At 71.2% G+C, this 26,366-nt stretch carries 17 protein-coding genes; 11 read left to right on the forward strand and 6 right to left on the reverse strand.

Annotated elements, in window-relative coordinates; translation table 11 throughout:
• The first annotated feature begins 212 nt into the window (after positions 1-212).
• Both BJ998_RS23955 and BJ998_RS23960 read left to right on the forward strand, forming a co-directional pair.
• Positions 213-1,403, forward strand: a complete 1,191-nt coding sequence (locus BJ998_RS23955) for an NAD(P)-dependent malic enzyme (protein ID WP_184865023.1) — start codon at positions 213-215, stop codon at positions 1,401-1,403.
• 222 nt (positions 1,404-1,625) lie between these two features.
• Entirely contained in the window at positions 1,626-4,820 is a 3,195-nt protein-coding gene (locus BJ998_RS23960) for a sensor domain-containing protein (RefSeq protein ID WP_312890304.1), read from the forward strand.
• A gap of 40 nt (positions 4,821-4,860) precedes the next feature.
• On the opposite strand, the gene BJ998_RS23965 is transcribed toward BJ998_RS23960, so the two are convergent.
• Positions 4,861-6,306 carry a bis-aminopropyl spermidine synthase family protein gene (locus tag BJ998_RS23965; RefSeq protein ID WP_312890305.1) on the reverse strand — a complete coding sequence of 482 codons (1,446 nt, stop codon included), beginning with the start codon at positions 6,304-6,306 and terminating at the stop codon, positions 4,861-4,863.
• Between the two features lie 104 nt (positions 6,307-6,410).
• On the opposite strand from BJ998_RS23965, the gene BJ998_RS23970 reads away from it, so the two are divergent.
• Genes BJ998_RS23970 through BJ998_RS23985 form a run of 4 tightly spaced genes read left to right on the forward strand, consistent with a single transcriptional unit; the run spans position 6,411 to position 9,774 of the window.
• Positions 6,411-7,535 (forward strand): ABC transporter ATP-binding protein, encoded by a 1,125-nt coding sequence (locus BJ998_RS23970; RefSeq protein WP_184865025.1) that lies wholly within the window; start codon positions 6,411-6,413, stop codon positions 7,533-7,535.
• Complete coding sequence (locus BJ998_RS23975) at positions 7,532-8,170, forward strand: ABC transporter permease (protein ID WP_184865027.1); 639 nt, start codon at positions 7,532-7,534, stop codon at positions 8,168-8,170. Before BJ998_RS23970 ends, BJ998_RS23975 begins: the two co-directional genes overlap by 4 nt.
• A gap of 3 nt (positions 8,171-8,173) precedes the next feature.
• Complete coding sequence (locus BJ998_RS23980; RefSeq protein ID WP_184865029.1) at positions 8,174-8,854, forward strand: ABC transporter permease; 681 nt, start codon at positions 8,174-8,176, stop codon at positions 8,852-8,854.
• Complete coding sequence (locus tag BJ998_RS23985) at positions 8,851-9,774, forward strand: ABC transporter substrate-binding protein (RefSeq protein WP_184865031.1); 924 nt, start codon at positions 8,851-8,853, stop codon at positions 9,772-9,774. Before BJ998_RS23980 ends, BJ998_RS23985 begins: the two co-directional genes overlap by 4 nt.
• A gap of 97 nt (positions 9,775-9,871) precedes the next feature.
• On the opposite strand, the gene BJ998_RS23990 is transcribed toward BJ998_RS23985, so the two are convergent.
• Positions 9,872-10,654, reverse strand: a complete 783-nt coding sequence (locus tag BJ998_RS23990) for an IclR family transcriptional regulator (RefSeq protein WP_184865033.1) — start codon at positions 10,652-10,654, stop codon at positions 9,872-9,874.
• A gap of 87 nt (positions 10,655-10,741) precedes the next feature.
• Between BJ998_RS23990 and hutH the strand changes: the two genes are divergently transcribed.
• From hutH to hutI, 5 genes are read left to right on the forward strand one after another with little or no spacing between them, the layout of a single operon-like run.
• Positions 10,742-12,277, forward strand: a complete 1,536-nt coding sequence (gene hutH, locus BJ998_RS23995; protein WP_184865035.1) for a histidine ammonia-lyase — start codon at positions 10,742-10,744, stop codon at positions 12,275-12,277.
• The gene (gene hutU, locus BJ998_RS24000) at positions 12,277-13,926 is read left to right on the forward strand and encodes a urocanate hydratase (protein ID WP_184865037.1); all 1,650 of its coding nucleotides are present in this window, start codon (positions 12,277-12,279) and stop codon (positions 13,924-13,926) included. Before hutH ends, hutU begins: the two co-directional genes overlap by 1 nt.
• Positions 13,926-15,116: an allantoate amidohydrolase gene (locus BJ998_RS24005; RefSeq protein WP_184865039.1), complete on the forward strand. Its 1,191-nt coding sequence runs from the start codon at positions 13,926-13,928 to the stop codon at positions 15,114-15,116. The genes hutU and BJ998_RS24005 overlap by 1 nt, the downstream gene beginning before the upstream one ends.
• The gene (locus tag BJ998_RS24010; protein ID WP_312890306.1) at positions 15,113-16,420 is read left to right on the forward strand and encodes a formimidoylglutamate deiminase; all 1,308 of its coding nucleotides are present in this window, start codon (positions 15,113-15,115) and stop codon (positions 16,418-16,420) included. Before BJ998_RS24005 ends, BJ998_RS24010 begins: the two co-directional genes overlap by 4 nt.
• Entirely contained in the window at positions 16,408-17,553 is a 1,146-nt protein-coding gene (gene hutI, locus BJ998_RS24015) for an imidazolonepropionase (protein ID WP_184865041.1), read from the forward strand. Before BJ998_RS24010 ends, hutI begins: the two co-directional genes overlap by 13 nt.
• On the opposite strand, the gene surE is transcribed toward hutI, so the two are convergent.
• The 4 genes from surE to BJ998_RS24035 all read right to left on the reverse strand — a co-directional run bounded on the left by surE (position 17,513) and on the right by BJ998_RS24035 (position 26,324).
• On the reverse strand, positions 17,513-18,265 hold the full coding sequence (surE, locus tag BJ998_RS24020) for a 5'/3'-nucleotidase SurE (protein WP_184865043.1): 753 nt from the start codon (positions 18,263-18,265) through the stop codon (positions 17,513-17,515). The two genes, hutI and surE, sit on opposite strands and share 41 nt — an antisense overlap.
• Before the next feature lie 173 nt (positions 18,266-18,438).
• Positions 18,439-18,621 (reverse strand): DUF6104 family protein, encoded by a 183-nt coding sequence (locus BJ998_RS24025; RefSeq protein WP_184865045.1) that lies wholly within the window; start codon positions 18,619-18,621, stop codon positions 18,439-18,441.
• Between the two features lie 62 nt (positions 18,622-18,683).
• Positions 18,684-22,379 carry a multifunctional oxoglutarate decarboxylase/oxoglutarate dehydrogenase thiamine pyrophosphate-binding subunit/dihydrolipoyllysine-residue succinyltransferase subunit gene (locus BJ998_RS24030; protein WP_184865047.1) on the reverse strand — a complete coding sequence of 1,232 codons (3,696 nt, stop codon included), beginning with the start codon at positions 22,377-22,379 and terminating at the stop codon, positions 18,684-18,686.
• A 345-nt stretch (positions 22,380-22,724) separates the two neighbouring features.
• Positions 22,725-26,324, reverse strand: coding sequence for an ABC transporter ATP-binding protein (locus BJ998_RS24035; RefSeq protein ID WP_184865049.1), 3,600 nt, complete (start codon positions 26,322-26,324; stop codon positions 22,725-22,727).
• Positions 26,325-26,366: the final 42 nt, after the last annotated feature.

The following is a 26,366-nucleotide window of genomic DNA, read 5'->3' on the forward strand; positions in this document are numbered from 1 at the left end:
GTCTTGCTAAACCGCCTCTGAGCTGGGCAAAGAATGTGATCCCCGCCGCAGACAGACCGGTGGTCGGCTGTCACACTGTGCGAACCCCAGCGTCGCTTCGACCGCTGTTTCGATACCCGGAACGCGATGGTCGGCCCGACTGCAAGGCGTGCAGTGACCGACGCGACAGCGTCGGTCGCGCCCCGCGCGCCCGCCACGCCGCCGTGTCACTGATGAGGGACCCCGTGACCGCTGTGAACGAATCCGCCGCCGATCTGACCGACACCGAGATATTCGCCGCCCATGAGGGAGGCAAGCTGGGCACCGCCGTGACGGCCCCGCTGGCCGACCCGAAGGCGCTCTCGATCGCCTACACACCCGGGGTGGCGCGGGTCAGCCGCGCCATCGCCGAGGACCCCGCGCTCGCCGCCCGCTACACCTGGGCGCACCGCCTGGTGGCGGTCGTCAGCGACGGGACCGCCGTACTGGGCCTGGGCGACATCGGTCCGAGCGCGTCGCTGCCCGTCATGGAGGGCAAGTCCGCGCTGTTCAAGAAGTTCGGCGGACTAGACTCCATCCCGCTGGTGCTGGACACCACCGATGTCGACGAGATCGTGGAGACACTGGTCCGCCTGCGCCCCTCGTTCGGCGCGGTGAACCTGGAGGACATCTCCGCCCCGCGCTGCTTCGAGCTGGAGGCGAAGCTGATCGAGGCGCTGGACTGCCCGGTCATGCACGACGACCAGCACGGCACCGCGATCGTGGTGCTGGCCGCGCTGCGCGGCGCCACCACCGTGCTCGATCGCAGCCCCGCCGACCTGCGCGTTGTCGTGGCCGGCGCCGGCGCGTCCGGCGTGGCCTGCGCGAACATCCTGATGGCCGGCGGCGTCGGCGAGGTGACCGTGCTGGACTCGCGCGGCATCGTGCACGCCGACCGGGACGACCTGAACCCGATCAAGCGTGAGCTGGCCGGCCGCACCAACGCCTCGGGCCTGCGCGGCGGCGTCGCGGAGGCGCTGCGCGGCGCGGACGGGTTCCTGGGCCTGTCCGGTTCCACGGTGCCGGAGGAGCTGATCGCGACCATGGCGCCGAAGGGCATCGTGTTCGCGCTGTCCAACCCGGACCCGGAGATCCACCCGGTGGTCGCCGCCCGGCACGCCGCGGTGGTGGCCACCGGTCGCAGCGACTTCCCGAACCAGATCAACAACGTGCTGGCGTTCCCGGGCGTGTTCCGCGGCGCGCTGGACGCCGGGGCCCGCCGGATCACCGAGAACATGAAGCTGGCCGCGGCCGACGCGATCTTCCAGGTCGCCACGGACGACCTGGCGGTGGACCGGATCGTGCCCAGCGCGCTGGACCCGCGGGTGTCCGTCGAGGTCGCGCGGGCCGTCGCGGCGGCCGCTGCGGCAGATGGAGTAGCGTAGGCGCCGACGCGGACCCGCTCGGCCGGCCGATCCGCTTTTTTCATACGTCGCCAGGATATTGGCGGGGACGGCTGTGAGTTCTGCGGTGGACGCGATACCGTCGCTGGCGTCAGGTGCTCCCCGGGGGTGCGTCGTGACCGACGCACCCCCGGCGCACTGTGATGCAGTCGCCGGCTTGGCCCACCCACGCCGCCCCGGTGGCCGACACGGAAGGGCGGAGCCGTGGCTGAGCGCAGCGGGCAGGCGGGAAGCGCACCTGTCACGCTCGGTGGTGCCCGGCTGCCGAACGCCCGCCGCGGCCCGGTCGAGCTGGGCGGCCTGACGCTGTCCGAGCCGCCGACCCTTCGGGTCGACCCGAAGGGCGTGGTCATGCAGGCCAACGCCGCCGCGGCGGCGATGATCGGCGCGACCGACCCCGACCGGCTCGGCGGCACCGTCCTGCGCGACCTGTTCGCCGGGCAGGAGCCCGACCTCCGGCTGCGTCGGCTGGACGGCACCGAGCTACCCGTCCGTGTGGTGCAGACGCCGGTGCCCGGCACCGGGTTGCACGCCATCGTCCTGGTGGACGTCTCCGACCTCGCCTCCGCGGCCGCCGAGCTGCGCGAGGAGCAGCGCCGGCTGACCGACGTGCAGCACGTCGCCGGCATCGCGTCCTGGGAGTTCGACCCGGCCACCGGCAAGACCGTGTGGTCGGACAGCCACTACGAGATCCTCGGCATCGAGCGCGGCTCGGTGGAGCCGGGCGCGGAGGCCGTGCTGGACCTGGTGCACCCCGAGGACGTCGAGATGGTGCGCGACTACTGGCGCAACCACCAGTTCTCCGGCGAGCCCATCGACATCGAGTACCGCATCGTCCGGCCGGACGGCGACGTGCGCTGGCTGCGCGGCGAGGCCAAGTCCACGGTCGGCGCGGACGGCCGGATCGGCCTGGTCACCGGCTACATCAGGGACATCACCGAGCGGAACCGCACCAACGACGAGCTGGCCCACGAGCGGGCCCGGCTGGTCGAGGCCCAGCGGATGGCCCGCATCGGCAGCTGGACGCTGGACGTGCAGACCGGCTACACCTACCGCAGCGAGGTGCTGCGGGAGATGTACGAGCAGGTCGGCGGCTCGAGCACGGACGCGAGCTTCATGCCCGGCGTGCATCCCGACGACCAGCAGCTGATCACCGAGATGCTGGACAAGTTGCGCGCGGCGCAGACCACCGAGCCGCTGGAGGTGGAGCTCCGCGACGTCACCGGCGAGCGGGTGTACATCTGCCGCGCCCGGGCCCAGCTGTCGGCCACCGGCAAGGTCGAGCAGCTGCTGGGCACCATCCAGGACGTCACCGAGCAGCGGGCGCTGGAGCGGGACCTGCGTGACGAGCGCCGCCGGCTGTCGGACGCGCAGCGGGTGGCCAGCCTGGGCACCTGGGAGTGGAACACCGCCACGGACGACTGCGTCTGGTCGGGGATGATGCGCGAGCTGCTCGGCGTGGACGAGCAGGAACGGGCCACCTACCAGCGTTACCTGAGCCTGGTGCACGCCGACGACCGCGGCTGGGTGGACGAGCTGTGGCAGCAGCTGGCGATCAACCGTGAGCCGGTGGAGTGCGAGCACCGCATCGTCCGCCCGGACGGCCTGGTGCGGGTGCTGCGCTGTCACGGCGCGTCGGTGCAGGGCACCGGCCCGGTGCTGGTGGGCACCGCGCAGGACGTCACCGCGCAGCGCACCGCCGAGGCCCGCATGAAGCTGTCCAGCCAGCGGTTCACCGACCTGGTCGCGGTCACGCCGGTCGGCATCGGCCTGTTCGACGAGGCGGAGCGGCTGGTCGACGCCAACGACGCGCTGTGCGACCTGCTCGGCATCGACCTGGAGCAACTGCGCGGCATGACCGCCAGCAGCCTGACGCACCCGGACGAGCCGGTCGGCTGGCTGTCGTCGGCGGCTCGGCTGACCGCGGAGCGCGAGGGCGGTTTCAAGGTGCCGCAACGCATTCTGCTTCGCCCGGACGGCGAGCTGGTGTACTGCGAGCTGCACATCGCGATCTCCGTGCAGGACGACGGCCGCCGGTTCTGGCTGGTGGTGTTCCAGGACATCACCGAGCGCCGCCGGGTCGCGGAAGCCTTGCGGCATCAGGCAAACCACGACGAGCTGACCGGGTTGCCCAACCGCGCGGCGGTCAAGGAGACGCTGACCCGGCTGCTGGCCGGCGACGGCGCCGAGAAGATCGCGGTGCTGTTCTGCGACATCGACAACTTCAAGCGGGTCAACGACTCCCTCGGCCATGACGCCGGCGACGAGCTGCTGGTGGCGCTGGCCCGGCGGCTGGAGGGCGGGCTGCCGGCCGGCTGCACGGCGGCGCGGATGTCCGGCGACGAGTACGTGATCATCTGCGAGGACATCGACGCGGCCGGCGGGGTCGAGGCGCTGGGCACCCGGGTGGCGAGCCTGCTGCGGGCGGCGGTGCCGGTGCACGGCCAGCTGGTGCGGGTGTCGGCGTCGATCGGTGCGGCCATCCCCAACGGCTCCCGGTCCACCGGCGTCGACCTGCTGCGCTTCGCCGACGCCGCCATGTTCGAGGCCAAGCGGCGTGGCGCCGGTCGGGTCTCGCTGGCGTCGGCGGCGCTGATCGCGTCCGCGGACCGGCAGGTGCACCTGGAAGGGCAGCTGCGCGAGGCGCTGGCCAAGGACGGGCTGACGCTGCACTTCCAGCCCGTGGTGGGCGTGGACGGCACCGTGCAGACGGCCGAGGCGCTGGTGCGCTGGCCGCACCCGGACCGCGGGATGCTGGCGCCGGACGCGTTCCTGCCGGTGGCCGAGCAGGGCGACCTGATGCGTGAGCTGGACAGATGGGTGCTGCGCACCGCGCTGCGCGAAGCATCCACGTGGCCGGTGCCGAACGGGAAGCCCGTCGCCGTCGCTGTAAACCTTTCCGGCCTTGTTCCAGGTGACCCCGACTTCGTGGACGCGGTGTCCAACGCCGTCGCCGAGTCCGGCATCGCCTGGGACCGGGTGGTGCTGGAGCTGGTCGAGACGGCGCTGGTCGACCTGCCGTGCAAGACCATGCAGCAGATGGACATCCTGGTGGCGAAGGGCGTCCGGTTCGCGGTGGACGACTTCGGCACCGGCTACTCGTCGCTGGCCCGGCTCAAGGACCTGCCGGCGCAGATCATCAAGGTGGACCGGCGGTTCGTGTCCGGCGTCGGCAACGACCCGTCCGACTTCGCGGTGGCCCGCGCGGTGGTGGACATGGCGCGGGCGATGGGCCGCAGCTGCGTCGCCGAGGGCGTGGAGACCGCGACCCAGTTCCACGTGCTGCACGGCGTCGGCGTGGACGCGTACCAGGGCTGGCTGTTCTCCCGGCCGGTGCCGCCGCGCGAGTTCCGGGCCGTGCTGGCCCTCGGCCCGCTCCACGTCCCCCGCGCCGGCTGAACCCCGCGAGTCACGCTCTCAGGCAGGGCGAGTCACGCTCTCAGGCAGATCCGACGATCGCCTCGATCCGGTGGCGCGGAAGGTCGATCAGCCGCAGGTCCGTCTCGCCGGGGATCTTCGCCGCGACGAGCTCCCTGGCTTCACGCTTCGTCAACGTGCCGCCGGATTCGGCGATCATGGTTTCCCGCAGTATGTTGCCGAGCTTGCCGTGCACACGGTCCAGCAACCCCGTTCCGGTGCGAGTGGCCACCACAACGGCGTGCTTGCCGTCCGGTGTGCTGCGGTGGAACCGTAGCCGGTACTTCGAAGCGACCACAGTGGACAGTGACTTCTGCCCCCGCTCGTCGCGGACGTCGACGTGGTTGTTGGGAACGAGAACCGACAGCTTCTCCGCGTTGCACGCCAACAGGATCCGTAGCAGCCACGGCCCGGGGTCGGCCGAGGCGTCGATGGTGAGCGAACGTCCGGTGATCGGCTGGGTCCAATCCGGCTGCTGCGCAGCGGAATCACCGGTGAACGCCAGCAGCGCCGAAGAGTCCACAGTGGATGATGACTCGATGGACTGCGGTCCGTGCGTGTAGATGCCGGTGCGCTGCGCGGCCTTCCGGCCACGCGACGTCGCCTGGCACACGTAGAGATCGGCGGCGCTGCCGATGGCCTGCGCCCCGTCGAACCGGTGGAAGCCCGGCAGGATCGCCTCGAACACCAGCCCGATGCCGAGCAGTTCCTGCTGCACCTTCTGACCCAGCGCTGGCGTCCGGTCGCTGAACCCGTACGCCAGCAGCAGCCGGCCGGACCCGGTGTCCCGCAGCGCCTCCACGCCGCGACCGGCGAAAAGCGCCATCCCTTCCGGCGTGTAGGGCGGGTCGCTGAACACCAGATCTGACGATTCCATTACCGTCGGCGGCAGTCCGAAGCGCAGATCCGCGTGCAGGCAGCGGATGTTGAGGCCCCGCTCCCGCGCGCGGGTGTCGATGTGGGCCAGCACGCGGTCGTCCAGATCCACGACGATCACCTCGACGTCCGGGTTGACCGCGGCCACCGCGAGCGAGGTCAGGTCGTGGTCGCCGAGGCACAGCAGGGTGTTTCCGGACAGTTCGTACTGCTCGTTCAGCCACTTCGCCCGCCGCGCGACGGTCTCCGGCGTGGCCTGTACGTGGTCGAGCGCGGCCAGTGGCGGCGGCACGGCGTCCACATCGGAGCGGATGACGTCGAGGTCCGGCTCCATCCGCGGCGGAACCGTGAAAGCCTCGGTGTACGACGCGATCGCGGCGGCCCGGATCTCATATGTGTCACGGTTGCGCACCAGGTCGCCGTCCAGTGCGGACAGCAACTCCTCGACCCCGCGCCGTGGCACGGCGGACTCGCGGACCAGCTCTGCCAGCGTGTGGGGGCCGTCGCACAGCATGCCGATCACGCGCCGTGCCGGCCCGGTGCGCGCTCCGTGGCGGGAAACGACCGCGCGGGCCTGGTCCAGTGGGGTCACAATCGGGTAAGCGTACTGGTTCGCACATGCTGGAACGGAGTGCCGTTGTCGGTGGTTGCGGCTACTGTCGTCCGCACTACCGCGACGACCGGAGGGACCTCGGGGTGATCGAGTTCCAGGCCGTGACCAAGCGGTTCGATGACGGCACCGTCGCCGTCGACGAACTGGACCTGACCGTGGATCCTGGCCGGATCACGGTGTTCGTCGGACCATCGGGCTGCGGCAAGACGACCTCCCTGCGCATGATCAACCGGATGATCGACGCCACCTCGGGCGCCATCCTGGTCGACGGGAAGGACGTGCGCCAGTCGGACCCGCCGCTGCTGCGGCGGGGCATCGGCTACGTGATCCAGCAGGCCGGGCTGTTCCCGCACCGCACCGTGCTGGACAACATCGCCACCGTGCCGCTGCTGGCCGGCTGGGGCCGGGCCAAGTCCCGCAAGCGGGCCGAGGAGCTGCTGGAGACGGTCGGCCTGCCGGCCAGCATGGGCAGCCGGTACCCGGCGCAGCTGTCCGGCGGCCAGCAGCAGCGCGTCGGCGTGGCCCGGGCCCTGGCCGTGGACCCGCCGGTGCTGCTGATGGACGAGCCGTTCAGCGCGGTCGACCCGGTGGTCCGCGAGGGCCTGCAGGACGAGCTGCTGCGGCTGCAGGGCGAGCTGGACAAGACGATCGTCTTCGTCACGCACGACATCGACGAGGCGATCAAGCTGGGCGACAAGGTCGCGGTGTTCCGCACCGGCGGCATCCTGGCCCAGTACGACACCCCCGCGGAGCTGCTGGCCCGGCCGGCGGACGACTTCGTGAGCAACTTCGTCGGCCGCGACCGGGGCTACCGGGCGCTGGGCTTCCTCGCCGCGAGCGGGCTGACCGTCGGCGAGCTGGCCAGCGTCCAGCTCGGTGACACCGCCGGCGAGGCGCGGCGAAAGCTGAGCGACGGCTGGGTTGTCGTCGTCGACGAGCGCAAGCACCCGTGCGGCTGGCTGTCCGCCGATCGTCTGTCCGATGTGGACGAAGCGGCCACCGTCGACACGGATCTGGTGCAGTCCGGCGGATCCCTCTACGACACCGAGCACGGCTCGCTGCGCAGCGCGCTGGACGCCGCGCTGAGTTCGCCCTCCGCGCTGGGCGTCGCCGTCAACGGCAGCGGCGAGCTGGTCGGCTCCGTGACGGCCGACGAGGTGCTGCGCGCACTGGCCGCCGCGCGCACCGCCGGCGAGGTCCCCCGATGACGTGGGTGTTCGACCACCTGGGGTTGCTCGGCGACCTCACGGTGACGCACGTCTACCTGTCGGTGCTGCCCGTGGTGCTGGGGCTGATCATCGCCATCCCGCTGGGCTGGGCGGCCAGCCGGTGGCGGCCGGCGCGGGCGTTCCTGCTCACCGTCAGCGGCCTGCTCTACACGATCCCGTCGCTGGCGCTGATCGTGATCCTGCCGGCGATCATCAGCACCAAGACGCTCGACCCGCTCAACGTGATCATCACGCTCACCGTGTACACGATCGCGCTGCTGGTCCGCTCCATCGCCGACGCGCTGTCCGCGGTGCCGCCGACGATCGTCGCGGCCGCCACCGCCATCGGCTACCGGCCGTTCAAGCGCTTCGTCGGCGTCGAGTTCCCGCTGGCCATCCCCGTCGTCGTGGCCGGACTGCGGGTGGCGATGGTGTCCAACATCAGCCTGGTCAGCGTCGGCGCGCTGATCGGCATCGCCGGCTACGGGCAGCTGTTCACCAACGGCTTCCAGCTCCAGTTCGTCACCGAGATCGTCACCGGCATCGTCGCGACGCTGCTGCTGGCGCTGGTCGCGGACCTGGTGCTGCAGCTGATCGGACGACTCGTGACGCCGTGGACCAGGGTGGGGAGGTAGGCCGTGAACCTGTTGACGAGCTGGCTGTTCGACCCCGCCAACTGGAGCGGCTCGACCGGCGTGCCGGCGCGGCTGCTGGAGCACCTCTGGTACACCGCGCTGGCGCTGGTCATCGCCATCGTGATCGGCTTCCCGCTCGGCGCGCTGGTCGGGCACACCAAGCGCGGCGGCTTCGCGCTGGTCGGCGCGGCCAACGTGCTGCGCGCGCTGCCGACCGTCGGCGTGCTGACGCTGGTTGTGCTGCTGGCCGGCATCGGCCTGGTGCCGCCGATCGCCGCGCTCACCCTGCTGGCCATCCCGCCGATCATGGCCGGCGCGTACGCCGGCATCCAGGCCGTCGAGCCGGTCGTGGTGGACGCGGCGCGCGGCGTGGGCATGCGGGAGAGCGAGATCCTGTTCCAGGTCGAGATCCCCAACGCGATGCCGCTGATCTTCGGCGGCGTGCGCAGCGCCGCGCTGCAGGTGGTGGCCACCGCGACCATCGCCGCGTACGTGGGGCTCGGCGGCTTCGGACGATACGTGTTCGACGGCCTCGCCCTGCACGACTATCCCCAGATGGCGGGCGGCGCGATCCTGGTCGCCGTGCTCGCGGTGCTGGTCGAGCTGGTGCTCACCGGCGTGCAACGGCTGGTTGTCTCACCCGGGCTGCGCCCGGTGAGGACGAGTGGAGGAATCCAGAGATGAAGCGAACCGTAGCCGGCCTGGTCACCGTCCTGGTGGCGGCGCTGGGCCTGACCGCGTGTGGTGGGGGCTCCGGTGGCGACCCGCTCGCGGGCAACAACAGCGGCTCCCAGTCCCCGTCGGACACGATCACCATCGGGTCGGCCAACTTCCCGGAGAGCCAGCTGCTGGCCGAGATCTACGCCGCCGCGCTGGCCAAGGCCGGGGTGAAGGTCAGCAAGAAGCTGAACATCGGCAGCCGGGAGACCTACATCCCGGCGCTCAAGGACGGGTCGATCGACCTGATCCCGGAGTACAGCGGCGTGCTGCTGCAGTACTTCGACAAGAACGCCACCGCCACCAGCGCCGGCGACGTCTACTCCGCGCTGCAGAAGGCGCTGCCCAGCGGCCTGTCCGTGTTGGACAAGTCGGCCGCCGAGGACAAGGACGCCATCGTCGTCACCAAGGAGACCGCGGACAAGTACAACGCGAAGTCGCTGTCCGACATCGCGGCGCACTGCGGCGACCTGGTGCTTGGCGCCGCGCCTGAGTTCCAGAAGCGGCCGGACGGCGTGCCGGGCCTGCAGAAGAACTACAACTGCACGTTCAAGGACTTCAAGTCGCTCGACGCCGACGGTCCGCTGACCGTGGCCGCGCTGCAGCAGGGCACCGTGCAGGCCGCGGACATGTTCACCACCGACAGCACCATCGAGAAGAACGGCTGGGTCGTGCTGGAGGACCCGAAGTTCAACTTCGCCGCGCAGAACGTGCTGCCGCTGATCAACACCAGCAAGGCCAGCGACAAGGTGAAGAAGACTCTCAACGCCATCTCGGCCAAGCTCGACACCAAGACGTTGACCGAGCTCAACACCAAGCTGGCGGCGCCGGACAAGCCCGACGCCTCCAAGGTCGCCAGCGACTGGCTCGCCACCGCCGGCCTCTGAAACCCCGGCGAGTCACGCTCTCGGGCACACCGAATGTAGGTCTCGGGCACATGCCCGAGACCTACATTCGCGCTGCCTGAGAGCGTGACTCGCCGTTTTACTTGTGGCCGCCGATTCTCAGGGTCAGCTCGTCGGCGGAGCGGCGGACCTCCGCCGCGATCTCGGGCCAGTCCTGGCCGCATGGGTTCGCGTCGGGGCAGACGTGCCGGAACGTGGTGCTGATGGCGGCGATGGGCCGGCCGCCGTGGTCGAAGACGGGAGCGGCGACCGAGGCGAAGTCGGCGGTCACGAACCCGTCCTCGACGAACCAGCCGCGCTGCCGTTCGAACGACAGGAGCCGGCGCAGGGACGGCAGGTCCCGAGGGCCCCGGCCGGTGCGGTCGACGAAGCTGCCCACGCCGGGGAAGAGGGCCCGGACCTGCGCCGGCAGCAAATGAGCCAGCATCGCGCGCCCGGAAGCCGGCAGATGAGCCGGTAGCCGCACGCCGACGTCGGAGACGAGGGTGTTGGGCTGCCGGGGCTGCTCCCGCAGCAGGTAGAGCGCCTCCGCGCCGTGCAGGACGCCTAGGTGCGCGGTGGCGCCGACCCGGTCGACGAGCCGCCGCAGCAGCGGCCGCGCGAGGCGCTCCAGGGGGTCGTGCCGCAGGTACGCCGATCCCAGCTCGAAGGCGGCGACCCCGAGCCCGTAGCGGCGCTCCTCGGGCAGGTGCGTGACGAAACCGGCGTCGGCCAGCTCGCCGAGCAGGTGGTACGTCGTCGACCTGGGCAGATCCAACTCGCGGGCGATCATGGCGGCCGACATCGGGCCCGGCCGGCCGGACAGCAGGCGCAGCACGGCCAGGCCGCGGCGCAGGGCCGGCACGTCACTGCTGCTACCCACGGGTACACCTCGGCATGTCTGGTATCCCAGACACTCTCACCCGTCCCGGACTCGTGCAAGCGGCCGCCACCAGCTGTGATGGGACCCATGGCACACCCGGAGGCAGTGCAGCTCGGCGCGAAGCCGCTGCGGCGTGACGAGGTCGTCGCGGTCGCCCGCGACGGCGTGGCGGTCGAGCTGGAACCGGCCGCGGTCGAGGCCGTCAGCACGGCCCGGGCGCACATCGAGGAGCTGGCCAACGCGACGACGCCCACCTACGGCGTGTCGACCGGCTTCGGGGCGCTGGCCGTCCGGCACATCCCGCCGGACCGGCGTGCGCAGCTGCAGCGCTCGCTGATCCGTTCGCACGCGGCGGGTGCGGGCCCGGAGGTCGAGCGGGAGGTTGTTCGTGCGCTGGCCCTGCTGCGGCTGCGCACCCTGGCCACCGGCCACACCGGCGTCCGCCCGTCCACTGTGGACGCGATGGTCCGCATGCTCAACGCCGGCATCACGCCCGTCGTCCACGAGTACGGGAGCCTCGGCTGCTCCGGCGACCTGGCTCCGCTGTCCTCGGTCGCGCTGGCGCTGATCGGCGAGGGCCAGGTCCGGGACGCCCAGGGCGTGCTGCGGCCGGCCGCCGAGGCGTTGGCGGAGGCCGGCATCGAGCCGGTGGCGCTGGCCGAGAAGGAGGGCCTCGCCATGATCAACGGCACCGACGGCATGCTCGGCATGCTGGTGCTGGCGATCACCGACCTGGCCCGGCTGCTGGACATCGCCGACCTGACCGCGGCGATGAGCGTGGAGGCCCTGCTGGGCACCGACCGCGTCTTCGCGCCCGACCTGCAGGCCCTGCGCCCGCATCCCGGCCAGGCGCGGTCGGCCGCCCGCATGACGAAGATCTTGGCCGGCTCGGAGATCATGGCGAGCCATCGCGGCCCGGACTGCACCCGCGTGCAGGACGCGTACTCGCTGCGCTGCTCGCCGCAGGTGCACGGCGCCGCCCGCGACACCCTGGCGCACGCCGAGCTGGTCGCCGACCGCGAACTGGACTCCGCCATCGACAACCCGGCCGTGCTGGCCGACGGTCGCGTGGAGTCCAACGGCAACTTCCACGGCGCGCCCGTCGCGTACGTGCTGGACTTCCTGGCGATTCCGGTCGCGGACGTGGCCAGCATGGCCGAGCGCCGCACCGACCGGATGCTGGACGTGGCCCGCTCGCACGGCCTGCCGCCGTTCCTGGCGGACGACCCGGGCGTCGACTCCGGCCACATGATCGCGCACTACACGCAGGCCGCGGTGGTGTCGGAGCTGAAGCGCCTGGCTGTGCCGGCCTCGGTCGACTCCATCCCGTCCAGCGCCATGCAGGAGGACCACGTCTCGATGGGCTGGTCCGCGGCCCGCAAGCTGCGCAAGGCCGTCGACGGCCTGACCACCGTGCTGTCCATCGAGCTGCTCACCGCGGCCCGCGCGCTGGACCTGCGCGCCCCGCTCAAGCCGGCGCCCGCCACCGCGGCCGTCGTCGCCCTGCTCCGGGAGCACGTTCAGGGCCCCGGACCCGACCGCCACCTGGCCCCGGAGATCGCGGCCACCGAAGCGCTCGTCCGAAGTGGACTGATCGCCCGCATCGTCGAGGAGAACTCCTGATGTCCGAGCCCATTCGGGCCGCCCGTGGCACGAAGCTGACCGCGCGCAGCTGGTCCACCGAGGCGCCGTTGCGGATGCTGCACAACAACCTGGACCCGGAGGTCGCCGAGCGCCCCGAGGATCTGGTGGTCTACGGCGGCACGGGCCGTGCCGCCCGCGACTGGCCGAGCTTCCACGCGATCTCCCGCGAGCTGACCACACTCGGCGAGGACGAGACGCTGCTGGTGCAGTCCGGCCGGCCGGTCGGCGTGCTGCGCACCCACGAGTGGGCGCCGCGGGTGCTGATCGCCAACTCCAACCTGGTGCCGGACTGGGCCAACTGGCCCGAGTTCCGCCGCCTGGAGGCCGCCGGCCTCACCATGTACGGCCAGATGACCGCCGGCTCGTGGATCTACATCGGCACCCAGGGCATCCTGCAGGGCACCTACGAGACGTTCGCCGCGGTGGCCAACAAGCGCTTCGGCGGCACCCTCGCCGGCACGCTGACCGTCACCGCCGGCCTCGGTGGCATGGGCGGCGCGCAGCCGCTGGCCGTCACCATGAACGACGGTGTGGCGCTGTGCATCGACGTCGACCCGGAGCGCGCGCAGCGCCGGGTGGAGCACCGCTATCTCGACGAGGTCGCCGACAATCTGGACGACGCGATTCGCCGCGTCGAGGCGGCCAAGCGCGACCGCAAGGCACTGTCGGTCGGTCTCGTCGGCAACGCCGCCGAGGTCCTGCCGGAGCTGCTGCGCCGCGGCGTCGAGGTCGACATCGTAACCGACCAGACCTCGGCCCATGACCCGCTGTCGTACCTGCCGATCGGCGTCGATCTCGGCGACTGGCACGACTACGCGGCGCGCAAGCCCGAGGAGTTCACCGACCGGGCACGGGCCTCGATGGCGCAGCACGTGCAGGCCATGGTCGGCTTCCAGGACGGCGGCGCCGAGGTCTTCGACTACGGCAACTCGCTGCGCGGCGAGGCCAAGCTCGGCGGCTACGAGCGGGCCTTCGAGTTCCCCGGCTTCGTGCCGGCCTACATCCGGCCGCTGTTCTGCGAGGGAAAGGGCCCGTTCCGCTGGGCGGCGCTGTCCGGCGACCCGGCCGACATCGCGGCCACCGACCGCGCGATCCTGGAGCTGTTCCCGGACAACGAGCCGCTCAAGCGGTGGATCCGGATGGCCGGGGAACGCGTTGCGTTCCAAGGACTTCCGGCCCGCATCTGCTGGCTCGGCTACGGCGAGCGGCACCTGGCCGGCCTGCGTTTCAACGAGATGGTGGCCAGCGGTGAGCTGTCCGCGCCGGTGGTCATCGGCCGCGACCACCTCGACTGCGGCTCGGTCGCGTCCCCGTACCGGGAGACCGAGGGCATGGCCGACGGCTCGGACGCGATCGCCGACTGGCCGTTGCTGAACGCCCTGGTCAACACCGCTTCCGGCGCCACGTGGGTGTCCATCCACCACGGCGGCGGCGTCGGCATCGGCCGGTCCATCCACGCCGGCCAGGTCACCGTGGCCGACGGCACCGCGCTGGCCGGGCAGAAGATCGAGCGGGTGCTGACCAACGACCCGGGCATGGGTGTGCTGCGGCACGTCGACGCCGGCTACGCGCTGGCCGATGAGGTCGCGCAGGAGAAGGGCGTCAAGATCCCGATGAAGGCCAACTGATGACGGCTACGGCCACCGGCCTGCTGGCGGCGATCGCCGACGTCGGCGCGGACCGCACCCGTGGCGGGTACTCCCGCCACGGGTTCGACCGGGTCGAGCTGGAGCTGCGCGAGTGGTTCACGGCCGAGGCGTCGAAGCGCGGCCTGGCCGTGGAGACCGACCGCAACGGCAACATCTGGGCGTGGTGGGGAAATCCCGGTCCGGACGCCGTGATCACCGGCAGCCACCTGGACTCCGTGCCCGGCGGCGGCGCGTTCGACGGGCCGCTCGGCGTCGTGTCCTCGCTGGCGGCGGTGGATGTGCTGCGGGCCAAGGGCTTCACGCCGCGCAGGCCGCTGGCCGTGGTGGTCTTCGTCGAGGAGGAGGGCGGTCGGTTCGGTGTGCCCTGCCTCGGCTCTCGGCTGATGACGGGCGCGATCGACGCCGACAAGGCGCGGTCGCTGCTCGACCCGGACGGGGTGTCGCTGGCGGACGCGATCAAGCGTTCCGGCGCGGATCCGTCGACCCTCGGGCCGGACGAGGAAGCGTTGGCGCGCATCGGATGCTTCGTCGAGCTGCACGTGGAACAGGGCCGTGGGCTGACCGTCCCGGTCGGCGTGGCGTCATCGATCCTGGCGCACGGCCGGTGGCGGTTCACCTTCACCGGTGAGGGAAACCATGCCGGGGCAACGCTGATGGAGGATCGCCGCGACCCGATGGTGCCGGCCGCTTCGCTGGTGTTGGCCGCCCGCAAGGCGGCCGTCGGCGGTGCGCGGGCGACCGTGGGCCGGGTGGTGCCGGTTCCCGGTGGTACCAACGTGATCGCGTCCGAGGTGAACGTCTGGCTGGACGCCCGTGCGGCAGACGATGCCGCCACGAAGTCGGTCGTCGCCGAGATTCAGGCGATGGCCCGGCAGGCGGCCGCCGAGGAGGGCTGCGGGGTCCGGGTCACGCAGGAGTCGTACGGCGACACCGTTGTGTTCGACCAGGTTCTCCGTGACGATCTGTCCACTGTGCTCGGTGGTGTGCCGGCGCTGCCGACCGGCGCCGGGCATGACGCCGGCATCCTGGCCAGCCGGGTGCCGACCGCGATGTTGTTCGTGCGCAACCCGACCGGCGTCAGCCACGCGCCGGAGGAGTACGCGGAGCCGGACGACTGCGAGGCCGGGGTTGCCGCGCTGGCGACGACGCTGGAGCATCTGGCGTCGTGATCTACTGGTGTGAACGGGCCTGGCTGCCCGACGGTGTGGTCGCCGGCGTGCTCGTGCACGTCGGCGACGACGGTCGGATCGCGTCAGTGTCCACTTCGGACTCTCCGCCGCCCGGTGCCCAGCGCCTGAACGGAATCGTGCTGCCGGGGTTCGCCAACGCGCACTCGCACGCGTTCCACCGGGCCCTGCGTGGCCGTACGCACGCCGACGGCGGCACGTTCTGGACCTGGCGGCAGGCGATGTACCAGCTCGCCGAGCGGCTCACGCCGGAGAGCTACCTGAAACTGGCGACCGCCGTCTACGCCGAGATGGCCGTCGCCGGTATCGCGTGCGTCGGTGAATTCCACTACCTGCACCACGGTCCCGGCGGCACCCCGTACGCCGACCCCAACGAGATGGGCCACGTGCTGCGGGAAGCCGCCGCCACGGCCGGAATCCGCATCACGTTGCTCGACACCTGTTACGTGGCAGGGGGAATCGGCACCGAACTTACCGGCACCCAGCTCCGGTTCAGCGACGGTGACGCAACCCGTTGGGCAGCACGCGTTTCCGGGCTGAAGTCGGACAATGTGATGCGGGTCGGCGCGGCCATCCACTCCGTGCGCGGCGTTCCCCGTGAGCAGCTGGCGGACGTCGCCGCGGTCGACGGGCCGCTGCACGTCCACCTCTCCGAGCAGCCGGCGGAGAACGAGGCTTGCCTTGCCGCGTACGGAATGACGCCGACCGCGCTGCTGGCCGAGGCCGGCGTGCTGTCGCCCCGGACGACCGCCGTGCACGCCACGCACCTCACCGAGGCCGACCGCAAGCTGCTCGGCGACAGCACCACCACTGCGTGCTTCTGCCCGACTACGGAGGCGGACCTCGCCGACGGCATCGGGCCGGCGCGGGAGCTCGTCGACGCCGGTAGCCCGCTTTCCCTTGGCAGTGACCAACATGTCGTGATCGACCCACTGGTGGAGACGCGGGCGCTCGAACACGGCGAGCGGCTGCGCACCGGCCGGCGCGGCCGGTTCAGTCCCGAGGAGCTGCTTGCCGCCGCAACCGCCGCCGGTCACGCCTGCCTCGGCTGGCCCGACGCCGGCCGCATCGCCGCCGGCGCGCCGGCGGACCTGGTCGCGATCGGTCTGGATTCAGTACGAACGGCGGGTAGCCGTCCCGAACAGGTTCTGCTTGCCGCGAATTCGTCCGATGTGGACACGGTAGTAGTCGGAGGGCGGGTTGTGGCCACCCAGGGCCGCCATGCGACGCTAGGGGAGGTAGGACCTCTTCTCGCGGACGTGATGGGGGAACTGTGGCAGTCCTGATCACCGGCATCGCCGAGCTGACCACGAACGACGGCGAGCTGGGCAAGCTGACCGACGCCGCCCTGGTGGTGGACGGCGACCGGGTGGCCTGGGTCGGAGCCGCCGCCGATGCCCCGGATGCCGACGAGCGCGTCGACGTCGAGGGCCGCGCCGTGCTGCCGGGCTGGGTCGACAGCCACACCCACCTGGTCTTCGCCGGCGACCGGACCGCCGAGTTCGGGGCCCGGATGTCCGGCCAGCCCTACGCCGCCGGCGGCATCGCCGTCACCGTCGACGCGACCCGTGCCGCCAGCGACAAGCAGCTCGCCGCCGGCCTTCGCCGGCACGTCGACGAGGCCGTTTGCCAAGGCACCACGTACATCGAGACCAAGACCGGCTACGGCCTGACCGTCGCCGACGAACTCCGCTCGGCCGTGCTGGCCGGCCAGTACGCCGACGAGGTCACGTTTCTCGGCGCGCACCTCGTGCCGCCGGGAGCGAAGGCCGACGAGTACGTGGACCTCGTGTGCGGACCGATGCTCGACGCCGTCGCCCCACACGTGACCTGGGCCGACGTGTTCTGCGAGACCGGCGCGTTCGACGAGGACCAGTCGCGCACGGTGCTGACCGCCGCCGGCAAGAAGGGCCTCGGGCTGCGGGTGCACGGCAACCAGCTCGGCCCCGGGCCCGGCGTGCGGCTGGCCGTGGAGATGGGCGCCGCGAGCGTCGACCACTGCACCTACCTGACGCCCGCCGACGTCGCCGCGCTGGCCGACTCCGACACCGTCGCCACGCTGCTGCCCGCCTGCGACCTGTCCACCCGGCAGCCGTTGCCCGAGGTGCGAGCACTGCTCGACGCCGGCGTCACCGTCGCGCTGGCGTCCAACTGCAATCCCGGCTCGTCGTACACGTCCTCGATGGCGTTCTGCGTGACCACCGCCGTGCTGCAGATGCGGATGACCGTCGAGGAGGCCGTGCGCGCCGCCACGCTCGGCGGCGCGCAGGCCCTTCGTCGGGACGATATCGGCGTGCTACGACCCGGTTCGCGGGCGGACGTGCACGTGCTCAACGCTCCGTCCACCACGCATCTCGCCTACCGGCCCGGGGTGCCGCTCACCTGGGCGGTGTGGCGCGCGGGCGTTCGACAGCGGTGACCGACTGGAGTTCGGTGACAGTGGCGTAGCCGGCGTCCAGCAGCGCCGCGTCCGAACCCGGCTCCACCTCGTCGTCCAGCTCGACCGTGGTCAGCTCGATCATCTCGTCGTCCTGGTGGGTGACCCGGCTCTGCACCCGCCCGTACGCCGTGAGCGTCGCCCACTGCAGCGGGCCCGGGTCCGGCCGGTTCGGCACGTTCAGGTTGAGGACCGTGCCCGGTTCGATGAAGCCCAGCACGTCCTTCACGTACGGGTCGACCACGTCCCACAGCGGCACCTCCGTCGGGTCCAGGCCGACGCCCAGCGACACCGCCAGCGCCGTCACGCCGTTGATGTGCGCCGTCAGCGCTGCCCCCACCGTGCCCGAGTGGATGACCGCCCGGCCGATGTTCGGGCCCAGGTTCACGCCCGACAGCACCAGGTCCGGGCGGCCGCCGAAGGCTCCTCGGCAGCCGATCAGGGCGATCAGGCCCGGGTGCGCCTCGACCGCGTACGCCGGCACTTCCGGCAGCTCCTTCAGCGTTCGGCGCTCGACCGCCGCGCTTCGGTTGCCCGCGGACGCCGTCAGCCCGGCGCCCGTCCCGCTCGCCTCCACCCGAGGCGCCGCGATGATCGTCTCGTGGCCCAGCTCCACCGCACAGCGCGCCAGTGCCGCCAGCCCGGGGGAGTCGATGCCGTCGTCGTTGGTGACCAGAACGCGGAGTGAGTTCACCCCTCAGTGGTACCCGCTGACCCGCTTGAGATCTACCCGGTGTGCTTGCCGCGACGGCAACCCACATGTGCTTCTCATGTGGCATCAGTGCGCGAGTAGGAAGCGCATGTGGCGTCGCCGGTGTGCCCGAAACCGACATTCGGTGTGACGCTGGGCGGGACTCGCCGGGGTCGTCAGTCGTCGATGTCGTCGGAGTCGTCGCGGGCCAGGAAGGTGGCCAGGCGTTCGACGGCGGTCTCGAACTCGGGGTTGAGGTCGACGAAGGCGCGCAGGCGGTCGGCGACCCAGGCGAGGGTGACCTCCTCCTCGCCGCGCCGGTCCTCCAGCTCCTCGATGCCACGGTCGGTGAAGTACACAGCAGCTCCTCAGAACAACGATGGCCGGACCCCGAGGGGCCCGGCCATCGCAAACTACAGCCTTACGCGAACGCCTTGGTGACCACGGCGCGCTGCTCGACCTCGTGGACCTTGCTGAAGCCGGAGGCGGGCGCGGCCATGGGGCGGCGGGACACGCGGGTGAGCTTGCCCTGCACCTGGGGCAGCGCCTCGGGGATCACCAGGCCCAGGTGCGGCCAGGCGCCCTGGTTGGCCGGCTCCTCCTGCACCCAGCGGATGTCCTTCACGTTGGAGTACCGGTCGAGCACGGCGGCCAGCTTGCGCTCGGGCAGCGGGTAGAGCTGCTCGATGCGGGCGATGGCGACGTTGTGCGCGCCCAGCTTCTCCTTCTCGGCGGCGAGCTCGTAGTAGATCTTGCCGGTGCACAGCAGCAGCCGGTCGACCTGCTCCGGGTTCGGCTGCGTCGGGTCGTCGATGACGGACATGAACCGCCCGGTGGTGAAGTCCTCGACGGAGCTGGCGGCGGCCTTGAGGCGCAGCATGGACTTCGGCGTGAAGACCACCATCGGCCGCTTCACACCGTCGAGCGCGTGCCGGCGCAGCAGGTGGAAGTAGTTGGCCGGGGTGGACGGCACGGCGACGGTCATCGACCCCTCGGCGCACAGCTGCAGGAACCGCTCGATACGGCCGGAGCTGTGGTCGGGGCCCTGCCCCTCCAGGCCGTGCGGCAGCAGCAGCACGACATTGCCGCGCTGGCCCCACTTGGCCTCGCCGGAGGAGATGAACTCGTCGATGATCGACTGGGCGCCGTTGACGAAGTCGCCGAACTGCGCCTCCCACAGCACGAGCGCGTCGGGGTTGGCCACGGAGTAGCCGTACTCGAAGCCGAGCGCGGCGAACTCGGACAGCGCCGAGTCGTACACCATGAACTTGCCCTGGTTCTCGGCCAGGTTCTGCAGCGGCGTGTACTCGGCGCTGGTCTTGCGGTCGATCACGACGGAGTGCCGCTGGCCGAAGGTGCCGCGCTGGGAGTCCTGGCCGGACAGCCGGACGGTCTTGCCCTCCATCACCAGTGAGCCGAAGGCGAGCAGCTCGCCGAAGCCCCAGTCGATGCCGCCCTCGTGCGCCATCTGGGCCCGGCGCTCCAGCACCGGCTTGACCCGCGGGTGGGCGTTGAAGCCCTCGGGCAGCTCGATCTGCGCCTGGCCGATGCGAGCCACCACGTCGGCGGAGATGGCGGTCGGCACCTTGGCCGGCACCTGCTGCTCGGACTCGACCGAGTTGGTCGGCTTGATCGGGTGCTTCTCCAGCTCACGCACCTCGTTGAAGACGTGCTCCAGCTGGCTGGCGTAGTCGCGCAGCGCCTTCTCGGCCTCGTCCACGGAGATGTCGCCGCGGCCGATCAGCGACTCGGTGTAGGTCTTCCGCACCGAGCGCTTGGTGTCGATGATGTCGTACATCGCCGGCTGGGTCATCGACGGGTCATCACCCTCGTTGTGACCGCGGCGGCGGTAGCAGATCATGTCGATGACGACGTCCTTGTGGAACGCCTGCCGGTAGTCGACGGCCAGCTTGGCCACCCAGTAGCAGGCCTCCGGGTCGTCGCCGTTGACGTGGAAGACCGGCGCGCCGATCATCTTCGCCACGTCGGTGCAGTACTTGGACGACCGCGAGTGCTCCGGGTTGGTGGTGAAGCCGACCTGGTTGTTCACCACGACGTGCACGGTGCCGCCGGTGCGGTAGCCGCGCAGCAGCGCCAGGTTCAGCGTCTCGGCGACCACGCCCTGGCCGGCGAACGCGGCGTCGCCGTGCATCGCCACGGGCAGCACGGTGTAGCCCTCGCCGCCCTTGTCCAGCAGGTCCTGCTTGGCCCGGACGACACCCTCCAGCACCGGGTCCACGGCCTCCAGGTGGGACGGGTTGGAGGCCAGCGACACCTTGGTCTCGCCGTCGCCGAACATCCGGAAGTACTTGCCCTCGGCGCCGAGGTGGTACTTCACGTCGCCGGAGCCGTGGGCCTGGCCCGGGTCGAGGTTGCCCTCGAACTCGCGGAAGATCTGCGAGATCGGCTTGCCCACGATGTTGGCCAGCACGTTGAGGCGGCCGCGGTGCGGCATGCCGATGACGACCTCGTCCAGCTCGTGCTCGGCGGCCTTGTCCAGCACGGCGTCCAACAGCGGGATCAGCGTCTCGCCGCCCTCGAGGGAGAACCGCCGCTGACCGACGTACTTGGTCTGCAGGAAGGTCTCGAACGCCTCGGCCGCGTTCAGCTTGGACAGGATGTACTTCTGCACGGTGGCCGGCGGCTTGTCGTGCACGACCTCGACCCGCTCCTGCAGCCAGCGCCGCTCGGCGGGCTCCAGGATGTGCGTGTACTCGACGCCGACGGTGCGGCAGTAGGAGTTGCGCAGCACGCCCAGGATGTCGCGCAGCTTCATCTTCTCCTGGCCGGCGAAGCCGCCCACGGCGAACTCGCGGTCCAGGTCCCACAGGGTCAGGCCGTGCGAGAGGACGTCGAGGTCCTCGTGCCGGCGCTGCCGGTAGTTCAGCGGGTCGGTGTCGGCCATCAGGTGGCCGCGCGAGCGGAACGCGTCGATCAGCTCGATCACCCGGGCGGTCTTGTCGACCGAGCCCTCGGGCAGGTCCTCCACCCAGCGGATCGGCTCGTACGGCAGCCGCAGCGAGGTGAAGATGTCGTCGTAGAAGCCGTCCTCGCCGAGCAGCAGCTGGTGGATGCGGCGCAGGAACTCGCCGGACTCGGCGCCCTGGATGATGCGGTGGTCGTAGGTCGAGGTCAGCGTCATGATCTTGCTGACGCCCATCTCGACCAGGGCCTTCTCGCTGGTGCCCTGGAAGTGCGCCGGGTACTCCATCGCGCCGACGCCGACGATCGCGCCCTGGCCGGCGGTCAGCCGCGGCACCGAGTGGTTGGTGCCGATGGTGCCCGGGTTGGTCAGCTGGATGGTGCTGCCGGCGAAGTCGTCCGCGGTCAGGCCGCCGCTGCGGGCCTTGCGGATCAGGTCCTCGTAGGCCTGCCAGAACTGCGTGAACGTCATCGACTCGCAGTTCTTGATGGCCGCGACCACCAGCGAGCGCTGGCCGTTCTTGCCGGGCAGGTCGATGGCCAGGCCCAGGTTCACGTGCTCCGGCGTGATGATCGAGGGCTTGCCGTCGACCACGCCGTAGGAGTTGTTCATGTTCGGGTACGACTCGAGCGCCCGGACCAGCGCGTACCCGATGATGTGGGTGAAGGAGACCTTGCCGCCGCGGGTCCGCTTCAGGTGGTTGTTGATGACGATGCGGTTGTCCGCCAGCAGCTTGGCCGGGACCGCGCGGACGCTGGTCGCGGTCGGCACGGTCAGCGAGGCGTCCATGTTGCGGGCGATCGCCGCGGCGGCGCCGCGCAGGGGCTTCACGTCGGAGCCGGCGGCCGGCTTCACGGGCGCGGCGGTGGCCGCGGCGGCCGGCGTCGGCTTGGTGCTCGGCAGCGTGGTCTGAGCCGGCGTCGGGGTGGCGGCCGGTGCGGAGGCGGCCGGCGGCGTCGCGGCGCGGCCGTTGGCCGGCGGGGGCGCGGTGGTGGTGGTCGCCGTCGCGGTGGCGGCGGTGCTGCCGTTGACGGCGGTGGTGCCGGCGGCCGTGCGCTGCGTCGCCTTGTAGTCGGCGAAGAAGTCATGCCACGCCGGGTCGACGGATGACGGGTCGGCGAGGAACTGGTCGTACATCTCCTCGACCAGCCACTCGTTCGGGCCGAACTGCGACGCAGAGCTGGAGCTGGACACGGCTGGCGCTCGCCTCTATCTATCTCGCTATTTGTACTGACTCACTCCGCCAGCAAGGCTAGTCCTCCGCGCAGGTCGCTTCACACACAGCCGAGCCGGCACAACGTCAGGTGGATCACATGATCAATCCAGATCATCCCACCGACTTGGGCTTCTGACCGGCTCTGTTGAGCAGGGCTTAGGGAACTGGATCGTTTCAGTCCTGCACTTGCACGGGAAACGATTGTGGCCGGAACCACGTTTGGTGTTGCCTCACGCGCCCGCACGTGCAGTTACCTGCGCCGCGTGCCGCGGCGGGCTCGGCCCCTTCGGGGCCGGCGCCTCGCACTCTCCTGTGTCGGCGGGTCAGGCGGCGTCGTCGATATGGGCTCCGGTTCGCCACATCTCCGCGTACCGGCCGCCGGCCTCCAGCAACTCCGCGTGCGTGCCCTGCTCGACGATCCGGCCCTGCTCCAGCACCACGATGCGGTCCGCACGGGCGGCGGTCGCGAGCCGGTGCGCGACGACGAACGTGGTCCGGCGGCCGGCGAGGCGCTCGCTGGCGGCGAGCACCGTGGCCTCGGTCGCCGGATCCAGCGCGGCGGTGGCTTCGTCGAGGAGCAGCACGGCCGGGTCGACCAGTTCCGCACGGGCCAACGCCACCAGCTGGCGCTGGCCGGCGGACAGCGCCTGCCCGCGTTCGCCAACCTGCTGGTGCATCGCGTGCTGCAGCCCGGCGACCTGCCGCAGCGCCCCGACCGCCCGCACGGCGGCCGTCACCTCATCGCGTGAAGCCGTCGGGCGGCCGTAGCGGACGTTGTCGGCGACGTCGCCGACGAACAGGTGCGCCTCCTGCGGCACGACGCCGAGCCGGCCGCGGTAGCCGTCCAGGTCGTACTGGCGTACGTCGACGCCGTCCACGAGCACGGCGCCGTCGGTCACGTCGTAGAACCGCGCGACGAGCTTCACCAGCGTCGACTTGCCCGCGCCGGTGCGGCCGACGAGTGCGACGGTCTCGCCGGCGCGGACATGCAGGCTCACGCGATCGAGTGCCGGCGTCGCCGCACCCTCGTAGCGGAACGTCACGTCACGCAGCTCGATCTCGCCGCGCAGCGTCGACGGCACCGGCACGGGCGTCGACGGCGGCACGATCGAGGACCGTGTGTTCAGCAGCTCACCGATGCGCTTCAAGCCGACCATCGCCTGCTGGTAGCCGTCGAACACGCCGGACAGCTGCTGCACCGGCGCGAAGAACAGCCCCAGGTACAGCTGGAACGCCAGCAGCGCGCCGGCGCTCAGGTCGCCGCTCGCCACGCGGTACGCGCCGACCGCGAGCACGGCCGCCTGCGCCACGCCGGAAAGCAGCGCCACGAACGGGAAGTACGTGGCGATGTAGCGCTGTGCCCGCAGCCGTGACGTCCGATACGCGAGGCTGCGCTCCCCGAACTCCCGTGCCGAGTACTGCTCGCGCGTGAACGCCTGCGTGACGCGCAGCCCCGACACGTTCTCCTGGAGGTCGGCGTTCACGACGCTGACCCGCTCGCGCGCCTGGGCGTACGCCTCGGACGACGCCTTGCGGAAGAAGTACGTCGCCACCGCCAGGATCGGGATCGCCGCCATCGCGACCAGGGCCAGCCCGATGTCCGTGACCAGCAACGCCACCGCGATGCCCACGATGGTCAGCGCGCTCACCGCCGCCGTGACCAGGCCGGTCTGGAGGAACGTGGACAGCGCGTCGACGTCCGTGGTCATCCGGGTCATGATCCGGCCGGCGAGCTCGCGCTCGTAGTAGTCGAGTCCGAGCCGTTGCAGGTGCGCGAAGCTCCGCACGCGCAGCACGTACAGAAGGCGCTCGCCCACGCGAGCCGTCAGCACCGTCTCCACGCGTGTGTTGAGCCAGTTGACGACGACGATGCCGGCACCGAGGCCCGTCGCCACCCACAGCGCGCCCATGGTGCCGCGCGTGACGCCGTCGTCGACGCCGTAGCGCACCAGCGCCGGCAGCGCCATGGAGCTGAGGGCGTCGATCGTGACCAGCGCGCCGACGAGCAGCAGTGCCCAACGCACCGGCCGTAGCAGCGACACCAACCCGAACTTGCGGGCGGTGGCACCGGTATCGGGGCTCAGGTTCGGCTGTTCGGTCGCCTCGGGGAGCGGCACGAGGTCGGGCACGTCCGGCTCCTCCGGCGTGACCGCCGGCCACAGCTCCGCCGACGCGACGTCGATGTGCGCCGTCGCGTCCTCGATCGCCTCACCTGGGCCGGCCAGCAGCTCCCGGAACAGCGTGCAGCGCTCGTTCAGCTCCTCCTCGGTGCCGACGTCGACGACCTTGCCGCCGTCCAGCACCGCGATGCGGTCCGCCAGCGCGAGCGTGGAACGCCGGTGCGCGACGAGGAGCGTGGTGCGCTGCGCGGTGACGGCCTTGAGCGTGTCGTGGATCGCCGCCTCGGTCACGGCGTCGACCGCCGACGTCGCGTCGTCCAGCACGAGCACGCGCGGCGCCGACAGCAGCGCCCGTGCCAGGGCGATGCGCTGCCGCTGGCCGCCGGACAGCGTGAGGCCGCGTTCACCGACCTTCGTCTCGTAGCCCTCGGGCAAAGCCGTGACGAACTCGTGCGCCTCGGCCGCGCGCGCCGCCTCCTCGACCTCCGCGTCCGTGGCGTCCGGGCGGCCGTAGGCGATGTTGGCGCGGATGGTGTCGGAGAACAGGAACGCCTCCTCGAACACCACCCCCACCGCGTTGCGCAGCGAATGCAGCCGCAGTTGCCGCACGTCCACGCCGCCGACGCGGATCGCGCCCTGGTGCACGTCGTAGAAGCGGGGCAGCAGCAGCGACACGGTCGACTTGCCGGAACCGGCGGTGCCCACCAGCGCCAGCGTCTCGCCTGGCTCCACGCGCAGGCTCACGCGATCCAGCACCGGCTCGCTGCGCGCGTACCCGAACGTGATGTCGTCCAGTTCGACGGCCAGCGGGCCGTCGGGCACGTCCTCGCTGCCGTCCTTCACGTCCGGCTGCGAGTCGATGAGTTCGTTGACCCGGTTCACGCTCGCCTTCGTCACCTGCGCGGTGACCATCGCCGCCGCGAGGAAGCGGGCCGGTCCGAGCAGGCCCGTCACGTAGCTGGCGAACGCGAGGAAGGTGCCCAGCGTCACCTGGCCGTTCAGCGCCAACCAGCCGCCGAGGCCCAGCACCGCGATCTGCCCGAACAGCGGCATCGCGCCCAGCGTCGCCGTCGGCGGTGCGGTCAGCTTGGCGGCACGCATCCGTAACGAGAACAGCCGCCGGGCCCGCCCCTCCAGGCCGGCGATCTCTCGTGTCTCCTGGCCGAAGCCCTTCACCACGCGGACGCCCGTGACCGTCTCCTCGACGTGCTGCGCCACGTCCGCCGCCTGCTGCTGCGCGTGCCAGGTTGCCGAGAACACTGTCTTGCGGCTGCGCAGCGCGACGTACACGACGGCCGGCACCACGATGAGGGCGATCACCGTCAGCAACGGCGACAGCCACAGCATCGCCCCGACGGCGACCAGCACGAACGCGATGTTGCCCAGCGCGTACGGGACCATCGAGATCAGGCCCTGCACCTGGTTCAGGTCACTGATCGAGCGGGACACCACCTGGCCGGTGCGCAGCTCGTCCTGCTTGCCGCCGTCCAGCCGCTGCATCGCCGCGAACACCTGGCCACGCATGTCGTGCTGCACGTCCAGGGCGAGACGTCCGCCCAGGTAGCGGCGCAGGAACGCGGTGACGAAGGTCAACACCTCGATGCCGGCCAGCGACCCGATCAGCCACCCGAGGCGGTTCGTCGTGCCCGCCACCGCGTCGTCCACCGCCAGCCGCACCACCAGCGGCGCCACCGCCTGCTGGCCCACGCCCAGGACGGCGGCCCCGAGCGACAACACCACCACGACCGGATGCCGCCAGCACGCCGCCGACAGCCGCCGCACCCACCCCGTTCGTTCGGACACAGAAGTAACTTACGGTGCCCGAGCTTGATCATGCTCGGCCCA

Origin of the sequence: Kutzneria kofuensis, assembly GCF_014203355.1 — a bacterium.
Classification (GTDB): domain Bacteria; phylum Actinomycetota; class Actinomycetes; order Mycobacteriales; family Pseudonocardiaceae; genus Kutzneria; species Kutzneria kofuensis.